A 23854-nucleotide genomic window follows, 5' to 3' on the forward strand; every position below is an offset into this window, starting at 1 on the left:
CGCCAATAATGCACCAATAAAATGCGTAAATCCTATAGCCTTTTATTAAAAACCCCTGCACCCCCCAATCAGCAATCCCTAACAATGCCCACGCTCTATGCCAAAACGGAAATCAACGCGCCGCGATCGCACGTCTGGCAAGTGCTGATGGACAAACACCAGTGGTTTCGCTGGAACACCTTTTTCTACGACCTGTCGCCCGATCGCCCCTTTCGCCAGGGCAAAACCGTGCGCTTGTCCATTAAGCGCGTCATGGGCGAAGAAGAAACCCAGATCGAGCCGCTGGTCACGCTGGTGCAGCCGTCGGTTTGTCTGAGCCTGCGCTACACCGCGCCCGGATTTCGCAGCGAACACTGGTTTGAACTGCAAGACCTAGGGGGCGATCGCACGCAATATCTCCACCGCGAAACCCTCTCTGGCACGCTGACCACCCTGCTGCTGCCGTTTATCCGTCGGGACGAACAGCACGGGCTGCGACGCATGGCGCAGGAGCTAAAGCGCTACGCCGAGCAAGGGTAGAAAGCAAGGGTTTGAAGAATCACGGCTCCAGACGGTTTAGCGACGAAGCAATCGCCACGGCGGAGTCTGGGTCGAGGAAGTTGCAGGCCCGCACCAGTTCCGAATCGATCAGGCCGCTGCTGAGTCGATAGCCGCCGGGTACGCCCGGAACCTCAATCCAGTCAGAAAACACAGCATTGGCTGGAAAGGGGGAATCATCGCTGGATGGCTCGTTGTCTGCCCAATAGATGAAGTAGGGGCCGTTGGAGCGGGCGATCGCAGGCGTTTCGATGGGCCGGCTATTGGGCGGCACTGGGCCACCAAAGCCGCCGTCAGCGTATTCAATCTGAAAACAGGTGGCGATCGCACGATCGGCTGAAAACGAGCGGTAGTAGAGCGTATATTCCTTGCCCCAGTCTGGATCAGACGTGACCACCACATCGGATAAATACGTCTCCGGCGGCAGAACCGTAGGCACCACCAGCGGCACGCCCAACTGCCGAATCGCGGCCCGATCGTCTGCCGAGATTTCTGCGGTGGTGGATTCGAGAGCTGCTGCGCCGGAAACGGTTGTGGCGGATGCGAGAGAGGCTTCTGGAGCCTGTCCCTTCGCAATGGGGGACGGTTCTATGGGAACGCGGGAAACACTGGATGAGCAAGCCCCCAGGGCGATTGCCCCCAGCGCCATTCCCAGCATCGCCCCAAGCATTGCCCGATTGCCAGACGTATCCGTCATCTGCCGCATTCCTGCCTCCAAAACTTTCCTAAACATCTGCATCTCGCTGGATCGCGGGCAAAGTCTGTCAGACCTTTCTCAACTGCGTCGCCCTGACCGCCCGAAACCCCAGACCTTCAGCCCCCTGCCCTGTCTGCCATTCCCAAACCCAGCGCCAATCATCCCAATCATTCTTTCCTACCAGGATTCCCTGGAGCGCTCCGGAAAGTGAAGTCTGCTCATGGATTGAGGTCAGCGATTGAGGGTAATTGAGATGGGGATGGGTAGGATGAAACTAGGAAAACTAGAGCGGCAATGCTGTTTTCAATGGTTCAGACGATTAAGATAGATTAAGAACTGTTTGTCTGTTACCCAATGACTCCAATTCCGACTGTGCTAGAGGCGAGCAAACCGCCTCGTCTCAATGCGCCAACGGTTCACCGACTCCCCGATGGGTTAACCATTGTTGCCGAACAAATTCCCGTAGAGGCCGTGAACCTGAGCCTGTGGCTGGGGGTGGGGTCTGCGGTTGAAACAGATGCCATCAACGGCGTGGCGCATTTTCTGGAGCATATGGTGTTTAAGGGCACGGCCCGGCTCCAGAGTGGCGAATTTGAGCGGCTGATCGAACAGCGCGGTGCAGTCACCAATGCCGCCACCAGCCAGGACTACACCCATTACTACATCACCACGGCTCCGCAGGATTTTGCAGCGCTGGCCCCGCACCAAATCGAGGTGGTGCTAAACGCTGCGATTCCCGATGAAGCCTTTGAGCGAGAGCGCCATGTGATTTTGGAAGAAATTCGCCGGGCAAACGACAATCCCCAGCGGCGCACGTTCTACCGGGCGATGGAAATGACCTTTGGGCGATCGCCCTATCGCCGCCCGGTTCTTGGCCCTGCGTCTGTGATTGAGGCGCTCACGGCGCAGCAGATGCGCGATTTTCACCAGACCTGGTATCAGCCGCAATCCATGACTGCCGTAGCAGTCGGCAATTTGCCCGTCGAGCAATTGGTGGAGATCGTCGCGGAGGGCTTCGCGCAGACCCAGGCGCATCGGGCCCAGCCGGCCCCCTCAACGCTGCAAGAACCACTGCACACCGAGCCGGAGCCGCCGTTCCAGTCCATCCATCGCTACGAGCAGACCGACCCCACTCTCCAGCAAGCCCGACTGGTGATGACCTGGCGCGTGCCAGGGATGGACAGCCTGCCCCAGACCTACGCGCTAGACGTGCTGGCATCGGTGCTGTCGCAGGGACGAACCTCGCGGCTAGTGCGCGATCTGCGGGAAGATCGGCGGCTGGTGTCGGGCATTTCTGCCAGCAACATGACCTACACCCATCAGGGCGTATTTTACATTTCTGCCCAGTTGCCCGCTGAGAATCTAGACGACGTGGAAGCAGCGATCGCCCAGCATATTCGTCGCCTGCAAAGCGAACCCGTCACCGACTTCGAGATTCAGCGCATCCGCACACTGGTCGCCAACCGCTTTATCTTTGGCAACGAAACACCGGGCGATCGCGCCGGACTCTATGGCTACTATCATTCTGTCGTGGGCGATTTGCAGCCCGCCCTGCTCTATCCCACGCACATTCAGTCCGTCGAGGCTGCCGACCTGATGGCTGCGGCTCAGCAATACCTCTCTGCCGATGCCTACAGCGTAGTCATCCTCAAGCCCGAAGCCTGATCCCTAACTTTTGACTCCTCCTGCATGTGGAATGCGATCGCCGACCATATCCGCCAAGTCACCGGAGCGCCACTGGGCAGCCTGCGCCAGCGTCCCGTCGGCGGCGGCAGCATCAACCAGGGCTATGCGCTGACAGATGAGCGCCACGCCTATTTCGTCAAGCTGAACCAGGCGGCTCGCGTGGCGATGTTTGAGGCAGAAGCTCTGGGCCTGCGCCAGATGGCAGCCACCCACACGATTCGCGTGCCGCAGCCGCTCTGTTGGGGCACGGCGGACGGCTCGGCATATCTGGTGCTGGAGTGGCTAGATTTTGGCTATGGCACGCACCGCAGTTGGGCGGAGATGGGGCGAAATCTGGCGGCGATGCACCGGGTCACGAGCGATCGCGGCTTTGGCTGGGATCTGGACAATACCATCGGCTCTACGCCCCAGCCCAACCCCTGGACCGCAAGCTGGGTCGATTTTTGGGCAGAGCATCGCATCGGCTACCAGCTTCATCTGGCAAAAAAGCGCGGGGGTCACTTTCCAGAGGGCGATCGCCTGCTAGACGCAATTCCCAAACTGCTGCAAGGGCACGATCCCCAGCCCTCCTTGGTACACGGCGATTTGTGGTCGGGCAATGCGGCCGTTACCCAGCTAGAGGAACCCGTGATTTTTGACCCAGCGACCTACTTTGGCGATCGCGAAGTCGATCTGGCCATGACGGAACTCTTCGGCAGCTTCCCCAATGATTTCTACCGCGCCTACAACGAAGCCTTTCCCCTGGAACCGGGCTATGCCCAGCGCAAAACGCTCTACAACCTTTACCACATCCTGAATCATTTCAACCTCTTCGGCAGCGGCTATGAGGGCCAGGCGCGGCGGATGATGGAGGGGCTGCTGAGGTTGGCTTAATCTCGATTTTGGATTTGCGATTTTGGATTTTGGGGTACTCGTCCAGCGTTTGCAGGTTGGGTCGAGAAGGCAGGAGGAGTGAAGCCCTAACGTCCCACTCCCAGGTCATTCCAATGCCTGACCAGTTCGGCAACAGACCAGGCCTGGGCGATCGCCCCTTGCGGATCGTGCGGCGGGTCGCCGTCAAAGATCTCAGAAATGGAGCCGAGGCAGGCCTGGTTTGCAAAGTGGTCGAGCAGAGGCTGGGCATCCCAGGGCAGCGCTTCACCGGGATAAAACCGCTGCCACGCCCGGATGAAGGGGCCGATCAGCCAGCTCCAAACCGTCCCCTGGTGATAGGCGTGGTCGCGATGCACGGGGTCGCCGATGTAGCGGCCGACGTAGTGGGGGTCGCCAGGGTCGAGCGATCGCAGTCCGTAGGGGGTCAAGAGGCGATCGCGGGCGGTGACCAGCGCCTTTTTGCCTTGCAGATCAGAAAAGCCACAGTGGGTGAGCGAGAGGGCAATCACCGCGTTGGGGCGAATTTGCGTATTGGGACTGTCGCCGGGGTCGATCAGGTCATAGAGGTAGGCCAGTCGCCCGTTCCAAAACTTTTGCAGCGATGCCTTTACCTGTTCGGCCTGCTGCCCATAGCGGCGGGCGTGGTTGGCATAGTTGGCGGGTTCCTCGCCGTTGATGCCTTTTTCCGCCAGCCAGGTGGCCCAGCGCTCCGCCCAGCACAGCGCCGAATACCACAGCGCGTTGATTTCCACGCATTTGCCCTGGCGCGGCGTGGCGGGTTCACCATTCACCACCGCATCCATCCAGGTCAGCGCAAAACCGGGATGCTCCCAGGTCACTAGCCCGTCCATCGCGTCGATGCGGATATTGTAGGACGTGCCCGTGGCGAAGGACTTGTGAATTTGCCGGACGACAGGATATTGCTGCACCAAAAAGTCCCAGTCTTGGCTGGCTTCCAGGTAGAGGCCCAAAACCTCGACCCACCACAGCGCCGCGTCGATGCTGTTGTAAATTGGGTGTGCGCCGTTGTCTGGGAAGGTATTGGGAATCAGACCGCCCTGGCAGTATTTACCAAAGGATTCCAGCAGCCCCCGCGCCAGGTCAAATCGCTGCGTTGTTAGACATAGCCCCGGCAAGGCGATCAGCGTGTCGCGGCCCCAGTCGCTAAACCAGTGGTAGCCCGCGATTACCGTCGGGCCGCAGATGGAGGCGCGATGGGCGATGAACTGATCGCTGGCGCGGAGCAGGGCTGCCAGCATGGATTCTGTGGGGCTGAGATGGGGCGCGGCGAAGGTAACGGTGGGCGATCGCCCCCGGTCGATCGGCTTCAGCATCGGCGCAAAGACTTGTCTGAGTCGCGCCTGCTCTGCCTGGAACGCGGTTTCAAACGTCTCATTGCTGGGCGGCACGAAGGGCCGCAGTGGGTTGATGATGCGGACGCGGGCCTCCAGCACCAGACTTTGCCCCGGATGGAGCAGTATTGCCAGATGCCCCGGACTGTACAAATCCTCGCGATCGCCCAGACCGCGCCGCGTCTCTTCGGGATAGCGATAATCCCAATACCACGTCCCGTCGGGATAATAGTCGCCCTGGCTCCAACTCAGTTGCCAGGACGTGCCCACCCAGTTGCCCCGCGTCGCCTGGATCGACACGCGGTTGGGTTCCACCAGTTGCGAGAATTGCAGGCCGGGTCCGGACTCTGGGCTGTGGTGCTGCTGATGGTGAAAGTTGCGATCGCCCACCAGCGGTCGCAGGTTAACCCAGGCAGGCTCCCGGCCGGCATAGCGATAGCGAATGTAAACTTGATGTCGCAATCGGGGTTCGGGCTTGCCGTCGGGATTGGGCAACAGCCCGTGCGTCATCAAAATTTCGCGGGTCAGCGTCCAGTTTGACGTGCCCCACACCCACGTCGGCACGGGGTCAATCGAAAAAGATTGCAGCAGCTTGTAGCCTACTGGCGACACCGACCCACTGCCCCAGTAGTTTGTGCCCAGCGGGTAGCCCTTGCCTGCCACATCCAGGTAGGCTTCCACCCGCGACAGCAGTAGCGTCCGCTGGCCCGGTGGCGACACTGCCGCAAACAGCCATCCGTGATAGGTACGGGTGTGCGCGTCGGCAACCGTGCCGCTGGCAAAGCTGCCCAGGCCGTTGGTCAGGAGCCATTCGCGAGTGTCGAGAAAATCCATAGGGGTCTAAGGCTCAGTGAACCGCCAGTCTACTACAGGCTCAAGGGGCGAAGAATTAAGACTGTCTAAGGAAATAGGGGCGGGGAATTAAAGTTTTGGAACTGAGCTGAAAACTTAGCGACAAACTTTACTCAAAATCGTTATGACTATGATATAGTCGTAACAGTTCGCAATCTGGGAATTGTGGCAAGGCAATGCCGACCATTTCCCGCCAGATTATCTAAGGAAACTATAGACGCATTAGGAAGTTCTAAGGAGAGTACATTTCATGACTCACAGCACCGAATGTCTTCGCGTTGGTCAAGCAGCACCTGACTTTACTGCCGAAGCGGTGGTCGATCAAGAATTTAAGACCATCAAGCTGTCTGACTATCGCGGCAAATATGTCGTTCTGTTCTTCTATCCTCTGGACTTCACCTTTGTCTGCCCGACGGAAATCACCGCTTTTAGCGATCGCCATGCCGATTTCAAAGCCATCAACACCGAAATCCTGGGCGTATCAGTAGACAGCGTGTTCTCTCACCTCGCCTGGATTCAGACCGACCGCAAGAGCGGCGGCGTGGGCGACCTAAACTATCCGCTGGTGGCAGACATCAAGAAAGAAGTGAGCGCTGCCTACAACGTGCTAGACCCCGAAGCAGGCGTTGCGCTGCGCGGTCTGTTCATCATCGACAAAGACGGCATTATTCAGCACGCCACCATCAACAACCTCGCCTTTGGTCGCAACGTGGATGAAACCCTCCGCGTGCTGCAAGCGATCCAGTATGTGCAGTCTCACCCCGATGAAGTGTGCCCTGCCAACTGGAAGCCCGGCGATGCCACGATGAATCCCGACCCTGTGAAGTCGAAGGATTTCTTCGCCGCTGTGTAGGTTTGGCATCAGATTTGGCTGTCTCGGTGAGCGTTCAGCAATGAAAGCTCTGTAATTGCAAAACTGGGGGTGCAATGCACCCTCTTTTTTTTGAAAAAAGCACAGAGGCCGTTTCTCGCTGAACTAAAATCCATAGCATCAAACCATCAACGTTAGGACTTACGCAGTTGGACGATTTCTCGCAGGCTGCGCCCGCGAGAAATTGTCCAAAACCTAGAAAACCTATCGAAGTGCCTAAGTACTGAACGTTTTTAAGCAACAGGAGTGAACCGTGAGGATTTTGTATGGGCTTTCGGCGGCGGCACTGGTGACGCTGGGCGGCGTGGGCACAGCAGGGGCAAATCTGCCGCTTCAGGTGGGGGCGTATCAGGCGGAAAATCGCAGCGTCCGCGTAGCAGCGCTGAACAATCGCCTCTGTGTGCAGTTTTTTGCGCTGGGAACCATTGTCACGGCATCGATTAACCGTAGTCCCGATCGCCTGGGTATTTATAGCATTCACCGAATGAACCAAGTACTGGTGCAGCCCGACGTGCGATCGCTCTTGATCGGTCCACCCCACGAACTAGTCGCCTATATGCGGGTCGAAAACGTGCCTCCAGGGGTCAATCTATTCATGCAAGAGTGTCTCACCTCCCGGCGGGATTATCTCAACCAGACCAACGCGGTTGGCAGCTTGGAGTTCGTGCCGGGCCCGGCAGATCTGTATTCAGACAGGATTCTAGAGGACTGAGCGTATGGCATCGGAACCTGCTAAATCCACAGACGCTCAATCTACAGACGCTCAATCTACAAACGCTACAGACCCAGACACGGAGTGGATGGAGGTTGGGCGCATCGTCGGGGCGCAGGGCCTCAAAGGCGAAGTGCGCGTTTATCCCGATTCCGATTTTCCAGAGCGGTTTTTGGAACCGGGGACGCGCTGGCTGCAAGGGCCAGGAGAAGCCACGCCCCGGTCGGTCAAGCTGGTCGCAGGGCGCTTGCTGGCAGGCAAGAATCTGTACGTCGTGAAGTTTGCCGAGGTGGGCGATCGCACTCAGGCAGAGGCGCTGCGCGGCGCGGTGATGCTGGTTCCGGCGGGCGATCGCCTGCCCCTAGAAGAAGACGAGTTCCACGTCCGCGACCTGATCGGGCTGGAAGTCTGGCACCAGGTCACGCAAACCCAAGTGGGCACGGTCACTGACCTGATCGCCGCAGGCAATGATCTGCTAGAAGTGAAACTGTTAGCGCCGCAGGGCAAAACGACCACTGTGCTGATTCCCTTTGTGAGGGCGATCGTGCCCGTGGTCGATTTGCCCAGTCGTCGCCTCGAAATCACCCCACCCGATGGACTCCTGCCTTGAAGAGGAGAGAAGTTTCGGAAGTCTCCTCCTACTTTCTCTTACTTAAGGGGGATTTAAGGATTGAGGGGATTTAAGGGCGATCGCCTCACCAAGACTCAAACCAGCCCCTAAGCCGTTGCCTTCAGCAGGTCAGTCAGCATCGACACCATCTGGTCAATATGGCGCTTCTCGATCATCAGCGGCGGCGATAGGGCAATAATGTCGCCCGTGGTGCGGATTAACAGACCCTGCTCATAGGCCCGCACAAACACATCAAAGGCGCGGGCAGTCGGCCTCCCCGGAATCGACTCTAGCTCGATGCCACCCACCAGACCCAGATTGCGAACGTCGATAACATGGGGCAGCCCCTTCAGCGAATGCAGCGCGTCTTGCCAATAGCCCGACAGGTCGTTTGCCCGCTGGAATAGGCCGTCTTCTTCGTAGACATCCAGCGTCGCTAGGGCCGCCGCGCAGGCCACCGGATGTCCAGAATACGTGTAGCCGTGGAATAGCTCGATGGCGTTTTCGGGCCCGTGCATAAAGGCATCGTAGATATGCTTGCGGACGAAAACTGCTCCCATTGGCACGGTGCCGTTGGTAATGCCCTTGGCGACGGTGATCATGTCTGGCAGCACGCCAAAATAGTCTGCCGCAAAGGGCGCACCCAGCCGCCCAAAGCCCGTAATCACCTCGTCAAAAATCAGCAGAATGCCATACTTGTCGCAAATTTCTCGCAGACGCTGCAAGTAGCCGACGGGGGGAATCAGCACGCCCGTCGAACCCGCCACAGGTTCCACAATCACAGCGGCAATGTTTGACGCATCGTGTAGCGCCACAATCCGCTCTAGGTCATCGGCCAGGTGTGCGCCCCAGGCGGGCTGTCCTTTGCTGAAGGCATTGTGTTCCAGGCTGTGGGTGTGGGGCAGGTGGTCTACGCCCGTCAGCAGCCCGCCGAAGAATTTGCGAACCGTGGGAATGCCGCCGACGGAGATGCCGCCAAAGTTGACCCCGTGATAGCCGCGCTCGCGCCCGATCAGCCGCTGGCGAGTGCCGTCGCCCTTAGCCCGATGATAGGCGATCGCAATTTTCAGCGCCGATTCCACCGCCTCAGACCCAGAGTTGGCGAAAAACACATGGTCGAGATCCCCCGGCAGCATCTTCGCCAGCCGATCCGCCAGTTGAAACGCGCCCGGATGCCCCATCTGAAACGCTGGAGCATAGTCCATCGTGTTGACCTGGCGGCTGACGGCTTCGGCAATTTTGACGCGGCAATGTCCGGCATTGACGCACCACAGTCCCGCCGTGCCATCCAGTACCTGCCGCCCATCGGCGGTCGTGTAGTGCATATCCTTTGCGGCGACAAACAGTCGAGGATTTGCCTTAAACTGTCGATTAGCAGTAAACGGCATCCAGAACGCTTCCATGTCTGTAGCGCTGCCGCAAGGGGAATTGGGGTAGGTTAATTCTTGCACCATAATGCTGGGTCGCTCCTCGCCAAATGGCTTCAGTTAAATAGCCGTCAAACGCCTGAAATACTTACGATTCAGCCATTCTAGCGCCAGCCCGACCACCTATCCCTAATTATGACCATCCGTTAACACGGCGTAATACAGATAGGGTTTCAGAAATTAGGATTGCAGAAAAGTAGAATAACTTGAACCTTTGTCTAGCTTGCCCTAAATCCCATTCTCCAAAAATGGGTAGATTTGTATTTCTTAAATGCTGACAAATAGATTAATGAGCAAAGTTGAAAACAAAATCAAAGCCATCGTCTTGGTGCATGGTTTTTGGGCGGACGGCTCTTGCTACCGTGAAATCATCCCGACGCTTTTGGCAGAAGGCTATGAAGTTGTTGCCGTTCAAAACCCATTGACTTCTCTAGTAGACGACATTGCAGCTACGAAACGTGCTTTGGATCGGATCGAGGGGAACTGTCTTTTGGTGGGCCATTCATGGGGTGGTTTTGTCATTACCGAAATTGGCAATGACGAACGGGTTTTAGGCTTGGTATATCTTGCTGCACTTGTGCCTGATACTGGTGAATCCATGATGGATTTGATGAGTAAGTACGGCGCTCCATCGCCCCATTTTCAAGAGCAGAATGGCTTCGTTTGGATTTCCAGAAAAGGCGTTGAAGAAGTTTTGGTGCACGATCTTTCGGAAGTAGATCAGGCATTACTATATGCAGCCCAAACTCCGCCCTCCGTTTCTCTGATGGCAGCCAAAGCAAGTTCTGCGGCATGGAAACAAAAGGCAAGCTGGTATGTTTTAGCAGCGGAAGATAAAGCAGTTCCCCCAAATTTGCAGCATGAATTATCTCAACGAATGGGTGCAGAAACGACTGTCGTAAAGTCAAGCCATTTCCCGATGATTTCGTATCCGCAAGATGTTTTGAATGTAATTAGGAAGGCGGCGACAAATTGTTGAGAATGAGCAAACCTGGCATGGGGTCGCACCATTTCTTCATCCCCTTGCTATAATGTGATGAGGCATACAGATGCCCTCATGGGGCTGTCACGGTTTCGACGTTTTGGCGAACACTACCTTGTGATGCAGGCCGAGAGCGGGCTACCTCTCGTTAATCAATGGCTCAAACCAACGTACATGCGAACAACATCGTACCTTTTGCTCGTAAGCGCGTAGCTGTTGCTGCCGCCTAACAACCTCCTTACGGTTCGAGCGTCTGCGATTTGACTCCGTTAAGGATTGCAGACCAACCCCCAACGGATGCTCCGGATGATTGCCTCTGGTCAATCTCCGGCTAAGACCCTACCAGAGCATCCCACTGTCCGGGATAAGTGACAGTCCCCGCCCTGAGGGTCACCAGGGCTAAGCCTGTGAATGAGTGAGGTACCAATACCCAGGACGGACAGGAGTTCGACTCTCCTCAGCTCCACTTCTCGCAAAAGGCGCAAAGCCCCGAAGCTTAAAAACTTTGGGGCTTTGTTGTAAGTAGATAGACCAGATTAAAAAACAGATCCTGAACCCTGCGCCGCCCGCGCAGCGGGCGGCGCAGGGTCTTTGGTTTTGTATTTATTAATGTCCACCTACTTATTCGTTTTAGGAATAGGTTGTATTTGTTGTGGAAATAGAAGGACTAAGAGCGATCGCCCTCTCCGTTTACCCACCAACCTCTCCGGTTACCCGCCAAGGTTAAGCACGGTCTCCTTGAACAGGTCGATCGCGGCGCGGACGGCGGTATAGCCGAAGGTGAGTACCGCCGTGGTCAGCGTTGCCCCCATGACGCACAGCACCAGTCCACCCAGGCTGATTGCGCCATCGTCGTCTAGCAGGCCGAACCCGGTGACGAAAATGCCCATTGCGGGCAGCGTGTTGGTCAGGGGGATGGGGATCATCATGGAAATGGCCATGAGGGCGATCGCCACGCCAATCACCACGCGCCCCGACAAGCTCGTGCAAACGGGCGTGAGTCGGGGACGAGACAGCGCTTCAATTCGCCGCAGCCAGGGTAGCCCAGCATTTAGCACGCCCTGCACCTGCTTCAAATCGAGCGCGTGCTGCTTAAACTTTTCGGGAAACCAGGGCGTTTCTCGCCCCGCAATCAACTGTACTGCCAGCAAAAACAGCAGAATCCCGAAGGGGACAGAATAGCCCGGAGCCGGAATTGGCAGCGCCGACGGCAGCGCCAGCAGCACAAACAAAAAACCAAAAATTCGCTCACCCGCTAGGTTCAAAATATCGGCAAGTGTGACTTTTTCGGGCGGGTTTTCGTCAAAAAAATAGCGTTGCAGTTCGGTTGAGAGTCGAGCCACGTTTGGGGGAAGAGATGAGGGGTAGGGGTTTCCTGTTTCGGATGGGATGCACCCGAAACAGGAACTAAACTTAGGTCTTTAAGGCCTAAGTGCCGGAGGTCCAGGAGTTAATGTACTCAATCTGCTCAGGGGTGAGCGCGTCGATGGCAATGCCCATTGCTTGCAGCTTCAGGCGGGCGATCTCTGCATCAATTTCCTGAGGAATCGAGTGCAATCCGGGCGAAAGCTTGCCCTTGTTTTTCACCAGGTATTCGCAGGCGAGGGCCTGGTTGGCAAAGCTCATATCCATCACGGCGCTGGGGTGACCTTCGGCAGCGGCCAGGTTGACCAGGCGACCTTCGCCCAGTACGACGACCGATTTACCGCTGGCAAGCTTGTATTCTTCGGTGAAGGGGCGGACAGTTTTCACTTCGGCGGCGCGTTCCTTCAGGGCGACTAGATCAATCTCAATGTCGAAGTGACCAGAGTTGCAGACGATCGCCCCGTCCTTCATGCGGTCGAAGTGTTCTCCACGAATGACGTGCTTGTTGCCCGTGACGGTGATGAATAGATCACCCTGGGGAGCGGCGATCGCCATTGGCACCACCCGGAAGCCATCCATCACGGCCTCTAGCGCCTTAATGGGGTCAATTTCGGTGACGATCACGTTTGCGCCCATGCCCCGTGCCCGCAGCGCCGTGCCCTTGCCGCACCAGCCGTAGCCTGCCACAACGACCGTTTTGCCTGCCAGCAGGATGTTTGTGGCGCGGATGATGCCATCCAGCGTGGATTGGCCTGTGCCGTAGCGGTTATCAAAGAAATGCTTGGTGTCGGCATCGTTGACGTTCATCGCAGGGAAGGTCAGCACGCCATCCCGCAGCATCGCTTGCAGGCGGACGATGCCCGTTGTGGTTTCTTCCGTGGTGCCGATCAGGTCAGCGATTTGATCCTGACGCTCCTGAATCAGCGTGGCCACTACATCGCTGCCATCGTCGATGATCAGGTTAGGGCGGTGATCCAGCGCGGTCTGCACATGGCGATGGTAGGTGGCGTTGTCTTCGCCCTTGATGGCAAAGACGGGGATGCCGTAGTCGGCTACCAGGCTAGCGGCCACGTCGTCCTGCGTAGACAGGGGGTTGCTGGCAATGAGCAGGGCATCGGCTCCGGCATTTTTGAGGGCGATCGCCAGATGAGCTGTTTCCGTGGTGACGTGGCAGCAGGCGACGAGACGAATTCCTGCCAGCGGCTTTTCAGCAACAAAGCGGTCTTGAATCTGGCGCAGCACGGGCATTTCCCGTCCGGCCCACTCAATGCGCTGTTTCCCCAGGCTTGCCAGGGACAGATCTTTGACTTCGTGTTTTACCTGAGTTGTCGTGGTCATTGAGGTTCGAGGTTGAGGGTTTGCATGTAGAAATTTATGCCAGGACGATCTTAACGCTCTTGACCCCGAACACCTAAAAAGTTGGCGCGGAAGTTGGAGCAGAAGAGGCTTGCGCGGGTAGAGAAGCCTTAAAAACTACTATCGGGAATCCGTATTTCCGTCGTTGTATTAAGTAGATACGCTATGCAGCATGGTGAAAATAGATGGGCAAGTGCAGACAGGCTGCTAGCTTTGGTTTACGTTTTACTGCCGTCTTCGGGCAGCTTAGTCTGGAGGATGACTGCAAATACTAGCAGCATTAATTGGTTTAAGTAGCTTCAATAACTTTCTCTTATGAAAGTTTCGGATATGATGATACTTAAGGGCAGCGTGTTCAATCGCTCTTTCCCATTAAGCTGGGTAAGCGTCAGGTCAGCGCTCTGGTTTTCCTGGAGTTGCAGGAAATCTGGGGGCTTCTCCGTTTCCCAGCGCCAGCCCAAACCTGGACTCGAGTTCTGTAGCTTCAAAGCTTGAACTCTAGGTCTACTGAGGGTTTTAGGCTGTTTGTCGAGTTCTAAATCATCAATTTATGGAACCTGGTAGTCGAAACGACACCTCTCCTGAAACCCCGCTTTACCGCGCTGCTGAGATTGCAGGCACTTTCATCGCCGTGTTGACGCTGGTTGTTCCTGTGGCAGCGATCGCCTATTTTTCAACCCCGATTCCGCCATCGTCGCTGCCGACTCGAACCATCCAAGCACCGACGGTCACCGTACCGACAGTTACCGAGTCATCCATTTGGAATCGCCACCATCCCCTACAGCCCAAATAATGACCCAAATAATGACAGGACTTACGCTCTTGCAATAAGTTTGCTGGGTTTTGGGCGATTTCTCGCGGGCGCAGCCCGCGAGAAATCATCGAGCTGCATAAGTCCTAAATGAAGCACTTGTAAAGCACTCGTCAGGCGCAGAGGCTAGGGGCTGTCATCAATGGTCTACCTAGCATGTCTACTCAACATCTGGTTACTTGGAAGGTTCAGCCCCTAGCCTGATTTGTTTGGACGGGCGCGATACGGCTGATTCCTCAAGGCTTCTGAAGTTAACGTATCGGAATTAATGCCGCGCTCTAGGGCTTGCTGAGCCAGAGGGCTATGGGAAAGATCAGATACTCCAGGAAAAACAGCTTCCAGATGAACTGATAGAACTGGGCGATCGCCCTGCGGTCGTCTAGATTGACCTGTCGCTGTTGCCACCAGAGGGCCGCCAGCGCCAGTCCGTGCGTCGCTATCAGCCAGCCCGTAGAGGCGCGAGACAGAGCAGGTGCAGCCACAATGATGCCCCCATAGCAAGCGCTGATCAGTCCCAGCACGATGCGAAACACGGGGCGCTTGCCCAGACTGAGGGCAAAGGTGCGGATGTGGTAGCGGCGATCGCCCTCTAGGTCGGGAATGTCTTTGCAGAGGGCGATCGCCCCCGTGAAGCCCAGAATGAACAGCGTCAGTGCCCAAACTTCTGCCGGGATGCCGCTGGGCAGCCCCAGCACGCTGCTAAAGTGCAGAAACAGCCCCAGGTTTACAATTGCGCCGCGCACCGTGAAGATACACAGCGAGGCCCACACAGGAAACCGCTTCAGACGGATGGGCGGCAATGAGTAGGCTGTGCCAATCAGCAGGCTGAGTCCGACCGTCGCCAGCAGCCAGGGCCCACCCCCTGCCGCCAGCATCAACGCCAGCAGCCCACAAATTGCCACGATTGCCCAGCCCTGCTGCCGCGAAAACTCGCCCGATGCCAGCGGCAGGTGTGGCTTGTTGACCCGGTCAATATCCACATCCTCAAGCTGGTTTAGCCCGACGATGTAGACATTACCGCAGAGACAGGCGAAGAGGGCAATTCCTATAGGGATCGCTTCGCGAATCGCCACGGCTTCCCACGAGGCACTGAACGGTTGGGCAACCTGAGAGCGGGCGATCGCAAAAATTCCTGCCACGCTGAGCGTTGTCCCGATAATCGTATGGGGTCGAGAAAATTTCCAAAAAGCGTAGAGCGCAGTAGATGCAGTAGAAGCTGACTTAGGCGAACGATCATCCATTAGAAATTCACTAAGCGTGTATAGGTATAGCTGGTGCATGATCCGGTGCAACATCTGGTGCAACATCTGATGCAACAGATCATGCAATCATGCAAAACATTGAACTCCCGCCTCCACCGTGCCGATCCTCGGTCAGCGGATCAGTGGAAATACGGGAAATCCTGCCAGGACTTAGGATAGTTCACCTGTTGGGCGATCGCACGTTCCCTGCCCAAAAGTCCCGTGGCCAGTCCGAAAAACTGACCCGCTTTTTCCCGACTTGCAAATTTGCTGCATAACCTGGGAATCAAGGGGTTAGGGTTCACAAAGACAGAGCCAAGTCAGGACTGACCCGCTCGAAGCCGCCGAGCCTAAATCCCTCAGCCCTCCTACTCTCAACTCGCGCTCTCACCGCCATCCATGTCTACCTACGCCCAGCACGCCGGCCAGCACCTCGCGCAACTGCTCCAGTCGCGCACCGTTCCTCAGCTTGAGCAAGCCCTCCAGCCCAAGCCCCAGGAGCCGCCGCCCCAGTTTCCTGGCGGGTCGCGGATTACGCCTGCTGCCGTCGATCGCCGCTGGAAGGCCCTGGGCGCAGCAGAGAATCTGCAAGCTGCCCTGCTCGATCCGCAAACAGCTGAGCAGATGCAGGCTTACCGCAACAACATTGAGAACTTCATCGGCACGGTCAAGGTTCCTGTCGGTATTGCCGGGCCGCTGCGGGTGAATGGCCTGTTTGCCCAGGGCGATTACTACGTGCCCCTGGCAACGACGGAAGCGGCGCTGGTTGCCTCCTATAGCCGGGGGGCACACCTGCTAACGGCGGCAGGCGGCTGCACTACACTGCTGCTCAATGAGGGTCTGGGTCGCGCTCCGGGCTTTGCCTTTGCCAATTTGGTCGATGCAGGCAAGTTTGTCATGTGGGCGATCGCCCAGCAAGACACCTTCCGCCAAGTCGCCGAAGCCACCACGCGCCACGGCAAGCTGATCGACCTGCGGGTAACCGTCGAGGGCAACCACGTCTACCTCGACTTCCAGTTCACCACGGGCGATGCCTCCGGGCAAAACATGGTCACCATCGCCACCCAGGCCATTTGTGACTACATTCAGCAGCACGCGCCAATCCAGCCGCAGTATGCCTTCGTAGAAGCCAACCTGTCGGGCGACAAGAAAGCCAGCGCCCAGTCGTTTCTGTCGGTGCGCGGCAAGAAAGTCACCGCTGAGGCCACACTGCCCGCCGATCTGGTCGCAAAATGCCTGCACGCCACGCCCGCCCAAATGGTGGACTATTGGCGGATGTCGGCCCTGGCAGGCACGCTGACGGGCACTATCGGCGTGCAGGGGCACTACGCCAACGGCCTCGCCGCCCTCTATCTCGCCTGCGGCCAGGATGTCGCCTGCGTCGCCGAGTCTGCTGTGGGTGTCACCCGGTTTGAAGTCACACCCGATGGTTCCCTCTATGCCGCTGTGACCCTGCCGAATCTCGTGGTGGGCACGGTCGGCGGCGGCACGGGACTGCCTAGCCAGCAGGCGTGTCTAACCCTGCTAGGACTGGCTGGTAGTGGTCACGCCCGCGCCTTTGCCGAAGTTTGCGCCGGACTGCTGCTGGCGGGCGAACTTTCGATCATCGGCGCGCTGACCTCCGGTGAGTTTACCCGCGCCCATGAGCGGCGGGCCCGACGAAAGGGGAGCGGAGAGGGAGAGCGAGCATGAAGGGATGGGGTGGTTTTTACTTTCTTCGCTCCTCCGCCAACACCCAACCCTCACTCTCCCCAGACATGCACTACCAACTCCCGCGTATGACTGTGGCGGCGGTGTTCCCAGATGTAGATGCTCTGCCAGGTTCCCAACAAGAGCCGACCGTTACCTACAGGGATTTGTTCGGAGGTATGGGTTAGCACGGTGCGGATGTGGGCGGGCATGTCGTCCGGCCCTTCGGCGCTGTGAATGTATTGATAGCCTTCGGGAACCAGTTTTGACAGAAAGGTTTCTAGATCCCGCAACACGTCTGGATCAGCATTTTCCTGAATGATTAGGCTGGCAGAAGTGTGGCGCAGGAACAGATTGCATAGTCCGGTGCGAATGCCCGACTCGGCGACGACCTGCGCCACCTGAGCCGTGACTTTTTGCAGCGTTTTGCCTTGGGTGGAGATGCGGAGAATTTGCTGGTGCTGCATGGTCGAGGCGGAGTTCTGTGGAGGCGGAGTTCTGTGGAGGCGGATTTATGTTGAGACGGATTTATGTTAAGGCGGATTTATGCTGAGACGGATTTATGTTAAGGCGGATTTATGTTGAGGCGGAGTTAGGAATCAGGAATCGGCGTGGAATTTGCGAGATTGCCAGACGTAGAGCCGCCAGATCAGCCGACACAGGGCGTAGAAGGCAACAGTGAGCAAGACCACACCCAGCGCCAGGAAGACGAATTGCAGCAGGGCACTGAGAAAGACGGCGGCGACAAGGGCGATCGCCATCAGGTTCACCACCCAGTCGAACGGGGTGCGGCGATGGGGGGCGATCGCCTCTGGGCAAAACGGCTGGGGATACAGCACCTCCGACTCAGCAGACAGGTCTGAGCAGGGCAGCGGCTTGGCGAAGGTGGACTGGACGACGTTCATGAATCGTCAAAAATTCGTCAGAAGCAACGCGAACCATTTTGACCCAAAGTGGAAAGATTGAGCAGTGTTTGCAGTGACACAAATTTTGCGGTGCCATAAAGAGTGACACAAGTGCCATAAAGAGTGACACAAGTAATGACACAAATTAGGACTGAACGGGACTGATATTCATCGCTGGGCTGGCGGCTTACGAACTTGCAGAATGTGGGCATCGAGTTAAGGCAGTGCTAGAGGCGAGCGATCGCGTCGGCCAGCGAATCTACACTTACAGATTCAACAACAGTACGCACAGGGAACTGGGCGCAATGCGGGTGGGGCAGCCTGACCGAAGCAGAACAACTCGACCTTATTTATGGGTAAAATCAGCACTGATCTGCGGCGCTACTCTGCGGCGCTACTACGATTTACGATTCGCTGGCGCTGGGCGAATTGTGTAGCCGCCGCGCTAGCCTAGAAACGCAGCAGGCGATCGCCGCCTAAACTTGCCTAGGCCCCTTCTGGGATCGATCGTTCACCGTTTTCCTGCGGGAGGAACTAGTAAACACTGCCGCCCATTAGACGATGATCGAGGGCGACATGGTTCTCTTCTAGAGCCGATTTTAGAGAATTTTGGGAATCGACCTTACGCGCTGATTGGAGCATGGCATTGAATCGGGACGAGGGCGATTGCCCGATGATGCGTCGCTGTTTGGAGCTAGCCCAGCGGGCCCGTGGCCAGACGGCTCCAAACCCGATGGTGGGCGCGGTGGTGGTCAAAGACGGGCAAATCGTGGGCGAAGGCTTTCACCCGCAGGCGGGGCAGCCCCACGCCGAAGTATTCGCGCTGCGAGAAGCGGGCGATCGCGCTGCGGGTGCAACGGTTTACGTCAACCTGGAGCCGTGTAGCCACTTTGGCCGCACGCCGCCCTGTGCCGATGCGCTGATTGCGGCGGGAGTGGCGCGGGTGGTGGTGGGCATGGTCGATCCCAATCCGCAGGTGGCGGGGCGCGGGCTAGAAAAGCTGCGGGCTGCGGGCATTGCCGTCACGGTGGGCGTAGAGGAAGCGGCTTGTCAGGCGCTCAACGAACCCTTTGTCTACCGCATGACGCACCAAAAGCCCCTGGGCATTTTGAAATATGCCATGACGCTGGATGGCAAAATCGCCACGACGACGGGCCATAGCGCGTGGGTCACATCGCCCGCCTCGCGCCAGTTGGTTCACGACCTGCGGGCCGGATGCGATGCCGTGGTCGTAGGCGGCAACACGGTGCGCCGCGACAACCCGCTGCTGACCAGCCACGGACAGGGCCACAATCCGCTGCGGGTGGTGATGAGCCGCCATCTCGATTTGCCCGCCGACGCAAAGCTCTGGCAGACCGACGAAACGCCCACCGTCGTTTTCACCGAAACGGGCGCAAATCCCGACGTTCAGCAGCACTTGCAAAAACTTGGCGTGGAGGTGGTAGAGCAAGCGGAGTTAACGCCCGCAGCGGTCATGGCAAATCTCTACACGCGCGGCGCAATGGCTGTGCTGTGGGAATGCGGCGGCACGCTGGCGGCAAGGGCGATCGCCGATGGGTCTATCCAAAAAGTCCTCGCCTTTATCGCACCCAAAATCATTGGTGGCGCAGCGGCTCCGTCTCCCGTCGGCGATCTGGGTTTGACCCTGATGACCGAGGCGATCGCCCTGGAGCGCGTCCAGTGGCGGGCGATCGGGCCAGACCTGCTGATCGAGGGCTATTTGCAGCGTTAACGGTCAGCGTCATGCTCTCCGGATTCCGGCTCAAGCTGCCCGGTTTCTGAAATCCACTCCCTGAAGCCCTGCACCCGTTCTCGAATCGCTGAATACAGCCAGTCGTCGTATTGCGGATACACGGGCAAGCGGGGTACGAGTCGCCAGCCTCCGGGCCGAATCTGTGCGGCTAATGCATCGGCTTGCGGATGGGCGTAGTCAGGATTCACTTCATCAATGGGGCTGATGCCGCCGAGGTCGGTGGCTCCGGCGGCGAGGCAGTCCAGCAGGGTTTGGGGCGACACAAGATTGGGGGGAATTTGGAGGGCGATGTCAGCAGGGAGGATCTGGCGGGCGATCGCCACGGTCTCTGTCAACCGTTCCGGCGCAAAGGGTTCGCCGATTTCGGTCTGCGAGGAACCGGGGCTGTGGGGCTGCAAGATCACCTCCTGAATATGCCCATAGCGGCGATGGAGGCGGGCGATCGCCGTCAACGTGTCTACCCAGTCGGCCGCCGTTTCGCCAATCCCCAGCAGCAGCCCCGTGGTAAAGGGAATCCGCAGTTCTCCCGCCCACTCAAGCTGTTGCAAGCGGACTTCTGGCTGCTTGCTGGGTGCATGGCGATGGACGGTCTGCATCAGGGCGGGCGTGACCTGCTCCAGCATTAGCCCCATCGAGGCGTTCACCCGCTTCAACTGCGCCAGTTCCTCATAGCTCAGCGGGCCAGCGTTGGTGTGCGGCAAAAAGCCCAGCCGCAGCGCCAGGTCGCACAGGTCATAAATTCGCCGAAACCAGGCAGTCCGGCGATGACTTTTGGGATGCACCTCGCCGCTCAGCACCAGCGCTTCGATGACGGAGCCACTGGGGAGCGATCGCAGCCTGAATTCTGCCTGTTCCAGCGACAGCCACCGATCGGTTCCCGGCTCGGCGCGAAAGTTGCAGTAGGTGCAGCGATTAAAGCATTCGTAGGTCGGAACGAGCGTGTAGGACGGGCTATAGGTGACGCGGCGCATTTGGACGGACGCTGGCAGGGAGGTTGATCCAGATGAAGTTTGCAATACTGTGGACATGACCCATCGTGCGGCAGTGTCAGCGTTAAGTGTCAGCGTTAGAGGATGTTTGAAAAGTCCTACTGTTTGTAACAAAGCGTGCAAGATCCCCCTAAATCCCCCTGAAACAAGATCCCCCTAAATCCCTCTTAAAAAGGGGGACTTTAAGGCGGCTTCCCCCCTTTTTAAGGGGGGCGAGGGGGGATCTCTGAGTGCTTAACATTACAGGCGATACCTTTTCAAACACCCTCTTAAGTGTCAGCGTTAACAGCATTATTAATTTCAGCATTAACCGAATCTGCTCCTGTCCTAATCCTCCCATTGCCCTGATATAAACCCTTTTCCCACAATGCACCCCCTGCTCACGGGCCCACTCACCCTCGAAAGCGTCACCGTTCGCATCGCCGACCTGCCGCCCTCCTGCGACGGGCTACGAATTGCCCAGCTTTCCGACTTTCACTACGACGGGCTGGGCCTGTCGGATGAATTGCTAGAAGAGGCGATCGCCCTTGTGAACCGCCTCCAGCCAGACCTAGTGGCGCTGACGGGCGATTTTGTCACCCACGACCCCAGCCCCATCGAGCCGCTATCCAAACATCTCAAGGTGCTGCACAGCCGACTAGGACGCTTTGCGGTGCTGGGAAATCACGATTCCTATCGGCTCGGCGCGGCGGATTATATTACTCGCACGCTCACTGCGGCCGGCATCGAGGTGCTGCGAAACCAGATTGCCTATCCGCTGGGGGATGCCCTGCCGCTGGTGGGGCTGGCGGATTTTTGGTCGAAGGCGTTTTCACCCAAGGTGCTGGAATCGCTGCCGTCCGACAGGCCGCGCCTGGTGCTGTCGCACAATCCCGACAGTGCAGCAGAGTTGGCCAACTATCGCGTAGACTTGCAGCTTTCGGGCCACACCCACGGCGGGCAGATCGTGATTCCTGGCGTGCAATCGCCCCAGCAGTTGTATTTTGACCTCTGCGCCAAGCTGCCCTGCGCTGTTCGCCGCTGGCTGCCCTTTGGCAATAGCGCCTGTGCCCGCGTCGTCCGCCATTGGGCCTGGGCCCAGGGATTGCATTCGGTCGGACGCAATCAGCTTTATGTGAATCGAGGTCTGGGCACTTACTTACCCGGTCGCTTTCTCTGCCCGCCAGAGGTGACGCTGCTCACCCTCCGCCCGTTTTGAGGAATGCTGAATCGAAGCAATCTGAAATCAAAACAAGACCACCAAAGCGCAAAGTGCTGCTCACGAGAGGCAACGGATGAGAGCAAGCTCCGAGATCCCTCACCCTACACCAAGCAGCACTCTGGGCGATCGCCTTAATCATGAAAACTGACATGTCAGCGAGATGTCAGCGAGAAGTCAGCGGGATTACAGTCCCAAATCTGCGAGGATATCCGTTGCGTGGGTTTCGGTCTTTACCGAATCGTACACCTTGGCAATCTTACCTTCACCGTCGATCACATAGGTCACGCGCTTGGAATAGCCGCCGCCGTCTACATCGTAGGCGCTGGTCAAGATGCCGTCCACGTCTGCCAGCAGCGGGAAGGGCAGGTTGAACTTTTGCGTAAAGGCCTGGTGCGAGGCTTCGTCATCGCGGCTCACGCCAAGCACCACGATATCTTTGCCCTGGTAGGCGCTATAGGAGTCACGGAAGCTGCACGCCTCCTTGGTGCAGCCGGGGGTGTCGTCCTTGGGGTAGAAATACAGCACGACGGTCTTGCCTGCATAGTCTGCCAGAGACACCGTGTTGCCGTTCGTATCTTTGACCGTGAAGCCGGGGGCGTGAGCGCCAACAGAAAGAGCCATACCAAAAATCCTTTAAGCGTACACTCCGTTACAGATTGTAAAGGTAAAGTGGCTTATCCAAACACACTGCCAAAAAACTCGATCGCCTCCTTCAGCGACGCAATGAAGGTGTCGATTTCTTCCTTGGTGTTGTAAAAGTAAAGGCTGGCGCGGGCAGTGGATTGGGCTTTGACCTCACGGTGCAGCGGCTGGGTGCAGTGGTGTCCGGCGCGGATGGCGATGCCTGCCTGGTCAAGAATGGTGGACAGGTCGTGGGGATGCACCGCGCCCGTAGTAAAGGCGGCCAGGGCAGCGTGGCCTTCACCACGGACATCGGGCTGGGGGCCGTAGGTGCGGACTTCGGGCAGTTCCGCCAGCCGCTGGAACAGGTAGGCGGTGAGGTCGGCTTCGTAGGCGTGAATTTTGTCCATGCCGATGGCGCTTAGGTAATCGACGGCCGCACCGAGGGCGATCGCCTCTGCAATGGCCGGCGTTCCCGCCTCAAATTTGTGGGGAATGTCAGCATAGGTGGCGTGGTCGAGGAACACATCGGCAATCATCTCGCCGCCCCCCAAAAACGGCGGCATTGCCCGCAGCACCTCCTTCTTGCCGTAGAGGAAACCAATGCCCGTAGGCGCACACATCTTGTGGCCCGAAGCCACCAGCCAGTCGCAATCCATCGCCTGCACGTCAATCGGCGTGTGGGGAACGCTCTGGCAGGCATCGATCAGCACCTTCGCGCCGACCCGATGGGCAGCGGCGGTGATGTCCGTCACAGGGTTGATGCAGCCCAGCGTGTTAGACACATGCACCACCGACACTAGCCTGGTTTTGTCCGACAGCAGCGATTGGTAATGCTCGAAGTCAAACTCCTCCGTCTCCGTCAGCCGCACAAACTTCAGCACTGCCCCGGTCTTTTGCGCCACCAGTTGCCAGGGAATCAGGTTGCTGTGGTGTTCCATCACCGTCAGGATGATTTCGTCCCCCGGTTGCAGCGTGTTCATGCCCCAAGCGTAGGCAACGAGGTTGATGGCTTCGCTGGCATTGCGCGTGTAAATGATTTCTTCGCGTTGGGCGGCGTTCACAAACCGCTGCACCTTATCTCGCGCCCCCTCGTAGGCATCGGTGGCCAGCCCGCTGAGGGTATGCACGCCGCGATGCACGTTGGAGTTATAGCGTTTGTAATAGTCCTCCAGCGCATTCAGCACCGCCAGCGGCTTTTGCGACGTGGCGGCGTTGTCAAAGTAAACCAGCGGCTTCCCGTGAATGTCCTGTTGCAGGATGGGGAAGTCGGCGCGGACTTTGGTAGCAAGGGTGCGTTCTTGGGCGAGGGTCATGGCAGGGG

23 protein-coding genes and 1 other RNA gene are annotated in these 23854 nt (G+C 57.7%); 13 read left to right on the plus strand and 11 right to left on the minus strand.

From position 1 onward, the window contains the following. The first annotated feature begins 84 nt into the window (after positions 1-84). On the plus strand, positions 85-519 hold the full coding sequence (locus tag HPC62_RS10835) for an SRPBCC domain-containing protein (RefSeq protein ID WP_172355563.1): 435 nt from the start codon (positions 85-87) through the stop codon (positions 517-519). A 19-nt stretch (positions 520-538) separates the two neighbouring features. Here the strand turns inward: HPC62_RS10835 and HPC62_RS10840 are convergent, their stop codons facing one another. Further along, positions 539-1270 carry a hypothetical protein gene (locus tag HPC62_RS10840; protein ID WP_172355565.1) on the minus strand — a complete coding sequence of 244 codons (732 nt, stop codon included), beginning with the start codon at positions 1268-1270 and terminating at the stop codon, positions 539-541. A gap of 318 nt (positions 1271-1588) precedes the next feature. Between HPC62_RS10840 and HPC62_RS10845 the strand changes: the two genes are divergently transcribed. Both HPC62_RS10845 and HPC62_RS10850 read left to right on the plus strand, forming a co-directional pair. Then, the gene (locus tag HPC62_RS10845) at positions 1589-2899 is read left to right on the plus strand and encodes a M16 family metallopeptidase (protein ID WP_172355567.1); all 1311 of its coding nucleotides are present in this window, start codon (positions 1589-1591) and stop codon (positions 2897-2899) included. Between the two features lie 24 nt (positions 2900-2923). Next, the gene (locus tag HPC62_RS10850) at positions 2924-3793 is read left to right on the plus strand and encodes a fructosamine kinase family protein (protein ID WP_172355569.1); all 870 of its coding nucleotides are present in this window, start codon (positions 2924-2926) and stop codon (positions 3791-3793) included. Positions 3794-3879: 86 nt separating this feature from the next. Here the strand turns inward: HPC62_RS10850 and HPC62_RS10855 are convergent, their stop codons facing one another. Then, complete coding sequence (locus tag HPC62_RS10855; RefSeq protein ID WP_172355571.1) at positions 3880-5979, minus strand: amylo-alpha-1,6-glucosidase; 2100 nt, start codon at positions 5977-5979, stop codon at positions 3880-3882. Positions 5980-6247: 268 nt separating this feature from the next. Between HPC62_RS10855 and HPC62_RS10860 the strand changes: the two genes are divergently transcribed. The 3 genes from HPC62_RS10860 (at position 6248) to rimM (ending at position 8190) form a co-directional block, all read left to right on the plus strand. Continuing rightward, on the plus strand, positions 6248-6850 hold the full coding sequence (locus HPC62_RS10860; protein ID WP_172355573.1) for a peroxiredoxin: 603 nt from the start codon (positions 6248-6250) through the stop codon (positions 6848-6850). 271 nt (positions 6851-7121) lie between these two features. Continuing rightward, on the plus strand, positions 7122-7580 hold the full coding sequence (locus HPC62_RS10865; RefSeq protein ID WP_172355575.1) for a hypothetical protein: 459 nt from the start codon (positions 7122-7124) through the stop codon (positions 7578-7580). Between the two features lie 4 nt (positions 7581-7584). Continuing rightward, a complete protein-coding gene (gene rimM, locus HPC62_RS10870; protein WP_172355577.1) occupies positions 7585-8190 on the plus strand; it encodes a ribosome maturation factor RimM in 606 nt (201 codons plus the stop codon). A gap of 107 nt (positions 8191-8297) precedes the next feature. Here the strand turns inward: rimM and HPC62_RS10875 are convergent, their stop codons facing one another. Further along, positions 8298-9644 carry an aspartate aminotransferase family protein gene (locus tag HPC62_RS10875; protein WP_172355579.1) on the minus strand — a complete coding sequence of 449 codons (1347 nt, stop codon included), beginning with the start codon at positions 9642-9644 and terminating at the stop codon, positions 8298-8300. A 262-nt stretch (positions 9645-9906) separates the two neighbouring features. On the opposite strand from HPC62_RS10875, the gene HPC62_RS10880 reads away from it, so the two are divergent. Next, complete coding sequence (locus HPC62_RS10880) at positions 9907-10596, plus strand: alpha/beta fold hydrolase (RefSeq protein WP_172355581.1); 690 nt, start codon at positions 9907-9909, stop codon at positions 10594-10596. Between the two features lie 80 nt (positions 10597-10676). Further along, positions 10677-11068, plus strand: a transfer-messenger RNA (tmRNA) gene (ssrA, locus tag HPC62_RS10885). 241 nt (positions 11069-11309) lie between these two features. Here the strand turns inward: ssrA and HPC62_RS10890 are convergent. Together HPC62_RS10890 and ahcY are read right to left on the minus strand one after the other, a co-directional pair. Beyond that, positions 11310-11942, minus strand: coding sequence for an exopolysaccharide biosynthesis protein (locus HPC62_RS10890; protein ID WP_172355583.1), 633 nt, complete (start codon positions 11940-11942; stop codon positions 11310-11312). An 85-nt stretch (positions 11943-12027) separates the two neighbouring features. Beyond that, entirely contained in the window at positions 12028-13302 is a 1275-nt protein-coding gene (ahcY, locus tag HPC62_RS10895; protein WP_172355585.1) for an adenosylhomocysteinase, read from the minus strand. Between the two features lie 568 nt (positions 13303-13870). On the opposite strand from ahcY, the gene HPC62_RS10900 reads away from it, so the two are divergent. Continuing rightward, positions 13871-14113, plus strand: a complete 243-nt coding sequence (locus HPC62_RS10900) for a hypothetical protein (protein WP_172353193.1) — start codon at positions 13871-13873, stop codon at positions 14111-14113. 296 nt (positions 14114-14409) lie between these two features. Here HPC62_RS10900 and HPC62_RS10905 read toward each other — a convergent pair whose 3' ends face one another. Beyond that, positions 14410-15372 (minus strand): homogentisate phytyltransferase, encoded by a 963-nt coding sequence (locus HPC62_RS10905; RefSeq protein ID WP_172355587.1) that lies wholly within the window; start codon positions 15370-15372, stop codon positions 14410-14412. A gap of 399 nt (positions 15373-15771) precedes the next feature. On the opposite strand from HPC62_RS10905, the gene HPC62_RS10910 reads away from it, so the two are divergent. After that, positions 15772-17064: a hydroxymethylglutaryl-CoA reductase gene (locus HPC62_RS10910; protein ID WP_172355589.1), complete on the plus strand. Its 1293-nt coding sequence runs from the start codon at positions 15772-15774 to the stop codon at positions 17062-17064. Between the two features lie 50 nt (positions 17065-17114). Here HPC62_RS10910 and HPC62_RS10915 read toward each other — a convergent pair whose 3' ends face one another. After that, positions 17115-17528 carry a secondary thiamine-phosphate synthase enzyme YjbQ gene (locus HPC62_RS10915; RefSeq protein ID WP_172355591.1) on the minus strand — a complete coding sequence of 138 codons (414 nt, stop codon included), beginning with the start codon at positions 17526-17528 and terminating at the stop codon, positions 17115-17117. Between the two features lie 132 nt (positions 17529-17660). Beyond that, positions 17661-17966, minus strand: a complete 306-nt coding sequence (locus HPC62_RS10920) for a hypothetical protein (RefSeq protein ID WP_172355593.1) — start codon at positions 17964-17966, stop codon at positions 17661-17663. A 224-nt stretch (positions 17967-18190) separates the two neighbouring features. Between HPC62_RS10920 and HPC62_RS24160 the strand changes: the two genes are divergently transcribed. Together HPC62_RS24160 and ribD are read left to right on the plus strand one after the other, a co-directional pair. Then, entirely contained in the window at positions 18191-18403 is a 213-nt protein-coding gene (locus tag HPC62_RS24160) for an FAD-dependent oxidoreductase (protein WP_315874814.1), read from the plus strand. A 203-nt stretch (positions 18404-18606) separates the two neighbouring features. Next, positions 18607-19698: a bifunctional diaminohydroxyphosphoribosylaminopyrimidine deaminase/5-amino-6-(5-phosphoribosylamino)uracil reductase RibD gene (gene ribD / locus HPC62_RS10930; protein ID WP_172355595.1), complete on the plus strand. Its 1092-nt coding sequence runs from the start codon at positions 18607-18609 to the stop codon at positions 19696-19698. On the opposite strand, the gene cofG is transcribed toward ribD, so the two are convergent. Continuing rightward, positions 19695-20690: a 7,8-didemethyl-8-hydroxy-5-deazariboflavin synthase subunit CofG gene (gene cofG, locus HPC62_RS10935; protein WP_172358899.1), complete on the minus strand. Its 996-nt coding sequence runs from the start codon at positions 20688-20690 to the stop codon at positions 19695-19697. The two genes, ribD and cofG, sit on opposite strands and share 4 nt — an antisense overlap. Positions 20691-21075: 385 nt before the next feature. Here cofG and HPC62_RS10940 point away from each other — a divergent pair, with 385 nt between their 5' ends. Then, on the plus strand, positions 21076-21906 hold the full coding sequence (locus HPC62_RS10940) for a metallophosphoesterase (protein ID WP_172355597.1): 831 nt from the start codon (positions 21076-21078) through the stop codon (positions 21904-21906). Between the two features lie 186 nt (positions 21907-22092). Here HPC62_RS10940 and HPC62_RS10945 read toward each other — a convergent pair whose 3' ends face one another. Continuing rightward, positions 22093-22530 (minus strand): peroxiredoxin, encoded by a 438-nt coding sequence (locus HPC62_RS10945; RefSeq protein ID WP_172355599.1) that lies wholly within the window; start codon positions 22528-22530, stop codon positions 22093-22095. Positions 22531-22583: 53 nt separating this feature from the next. Next, a complete protein-coding gene (locus tag HPC62_RS10950) occupies positions 22584-23846 on the minus strand; it encodes a SufS family cysteine desulfurase (RefSeq protein WP_172355601.1) in 1263 nt (420 codons plus the stop codon). Between the last annotated feature and the right edge of the window lie 8 nt (positions 23847-23854).

The sequence above is a fragment of the Thermoleptolyngbya sichuanensis A183 genome (assembly GCF_013177315.1).
GTDB classification, from domain to species: domain Bacteria; phylum Cyanobacteriota; class Cyanobacteriia; order Elainellales; family Elainellaceae; genus Thermoleptolyngbya; species Thermoleptolyngbya sichuanensis.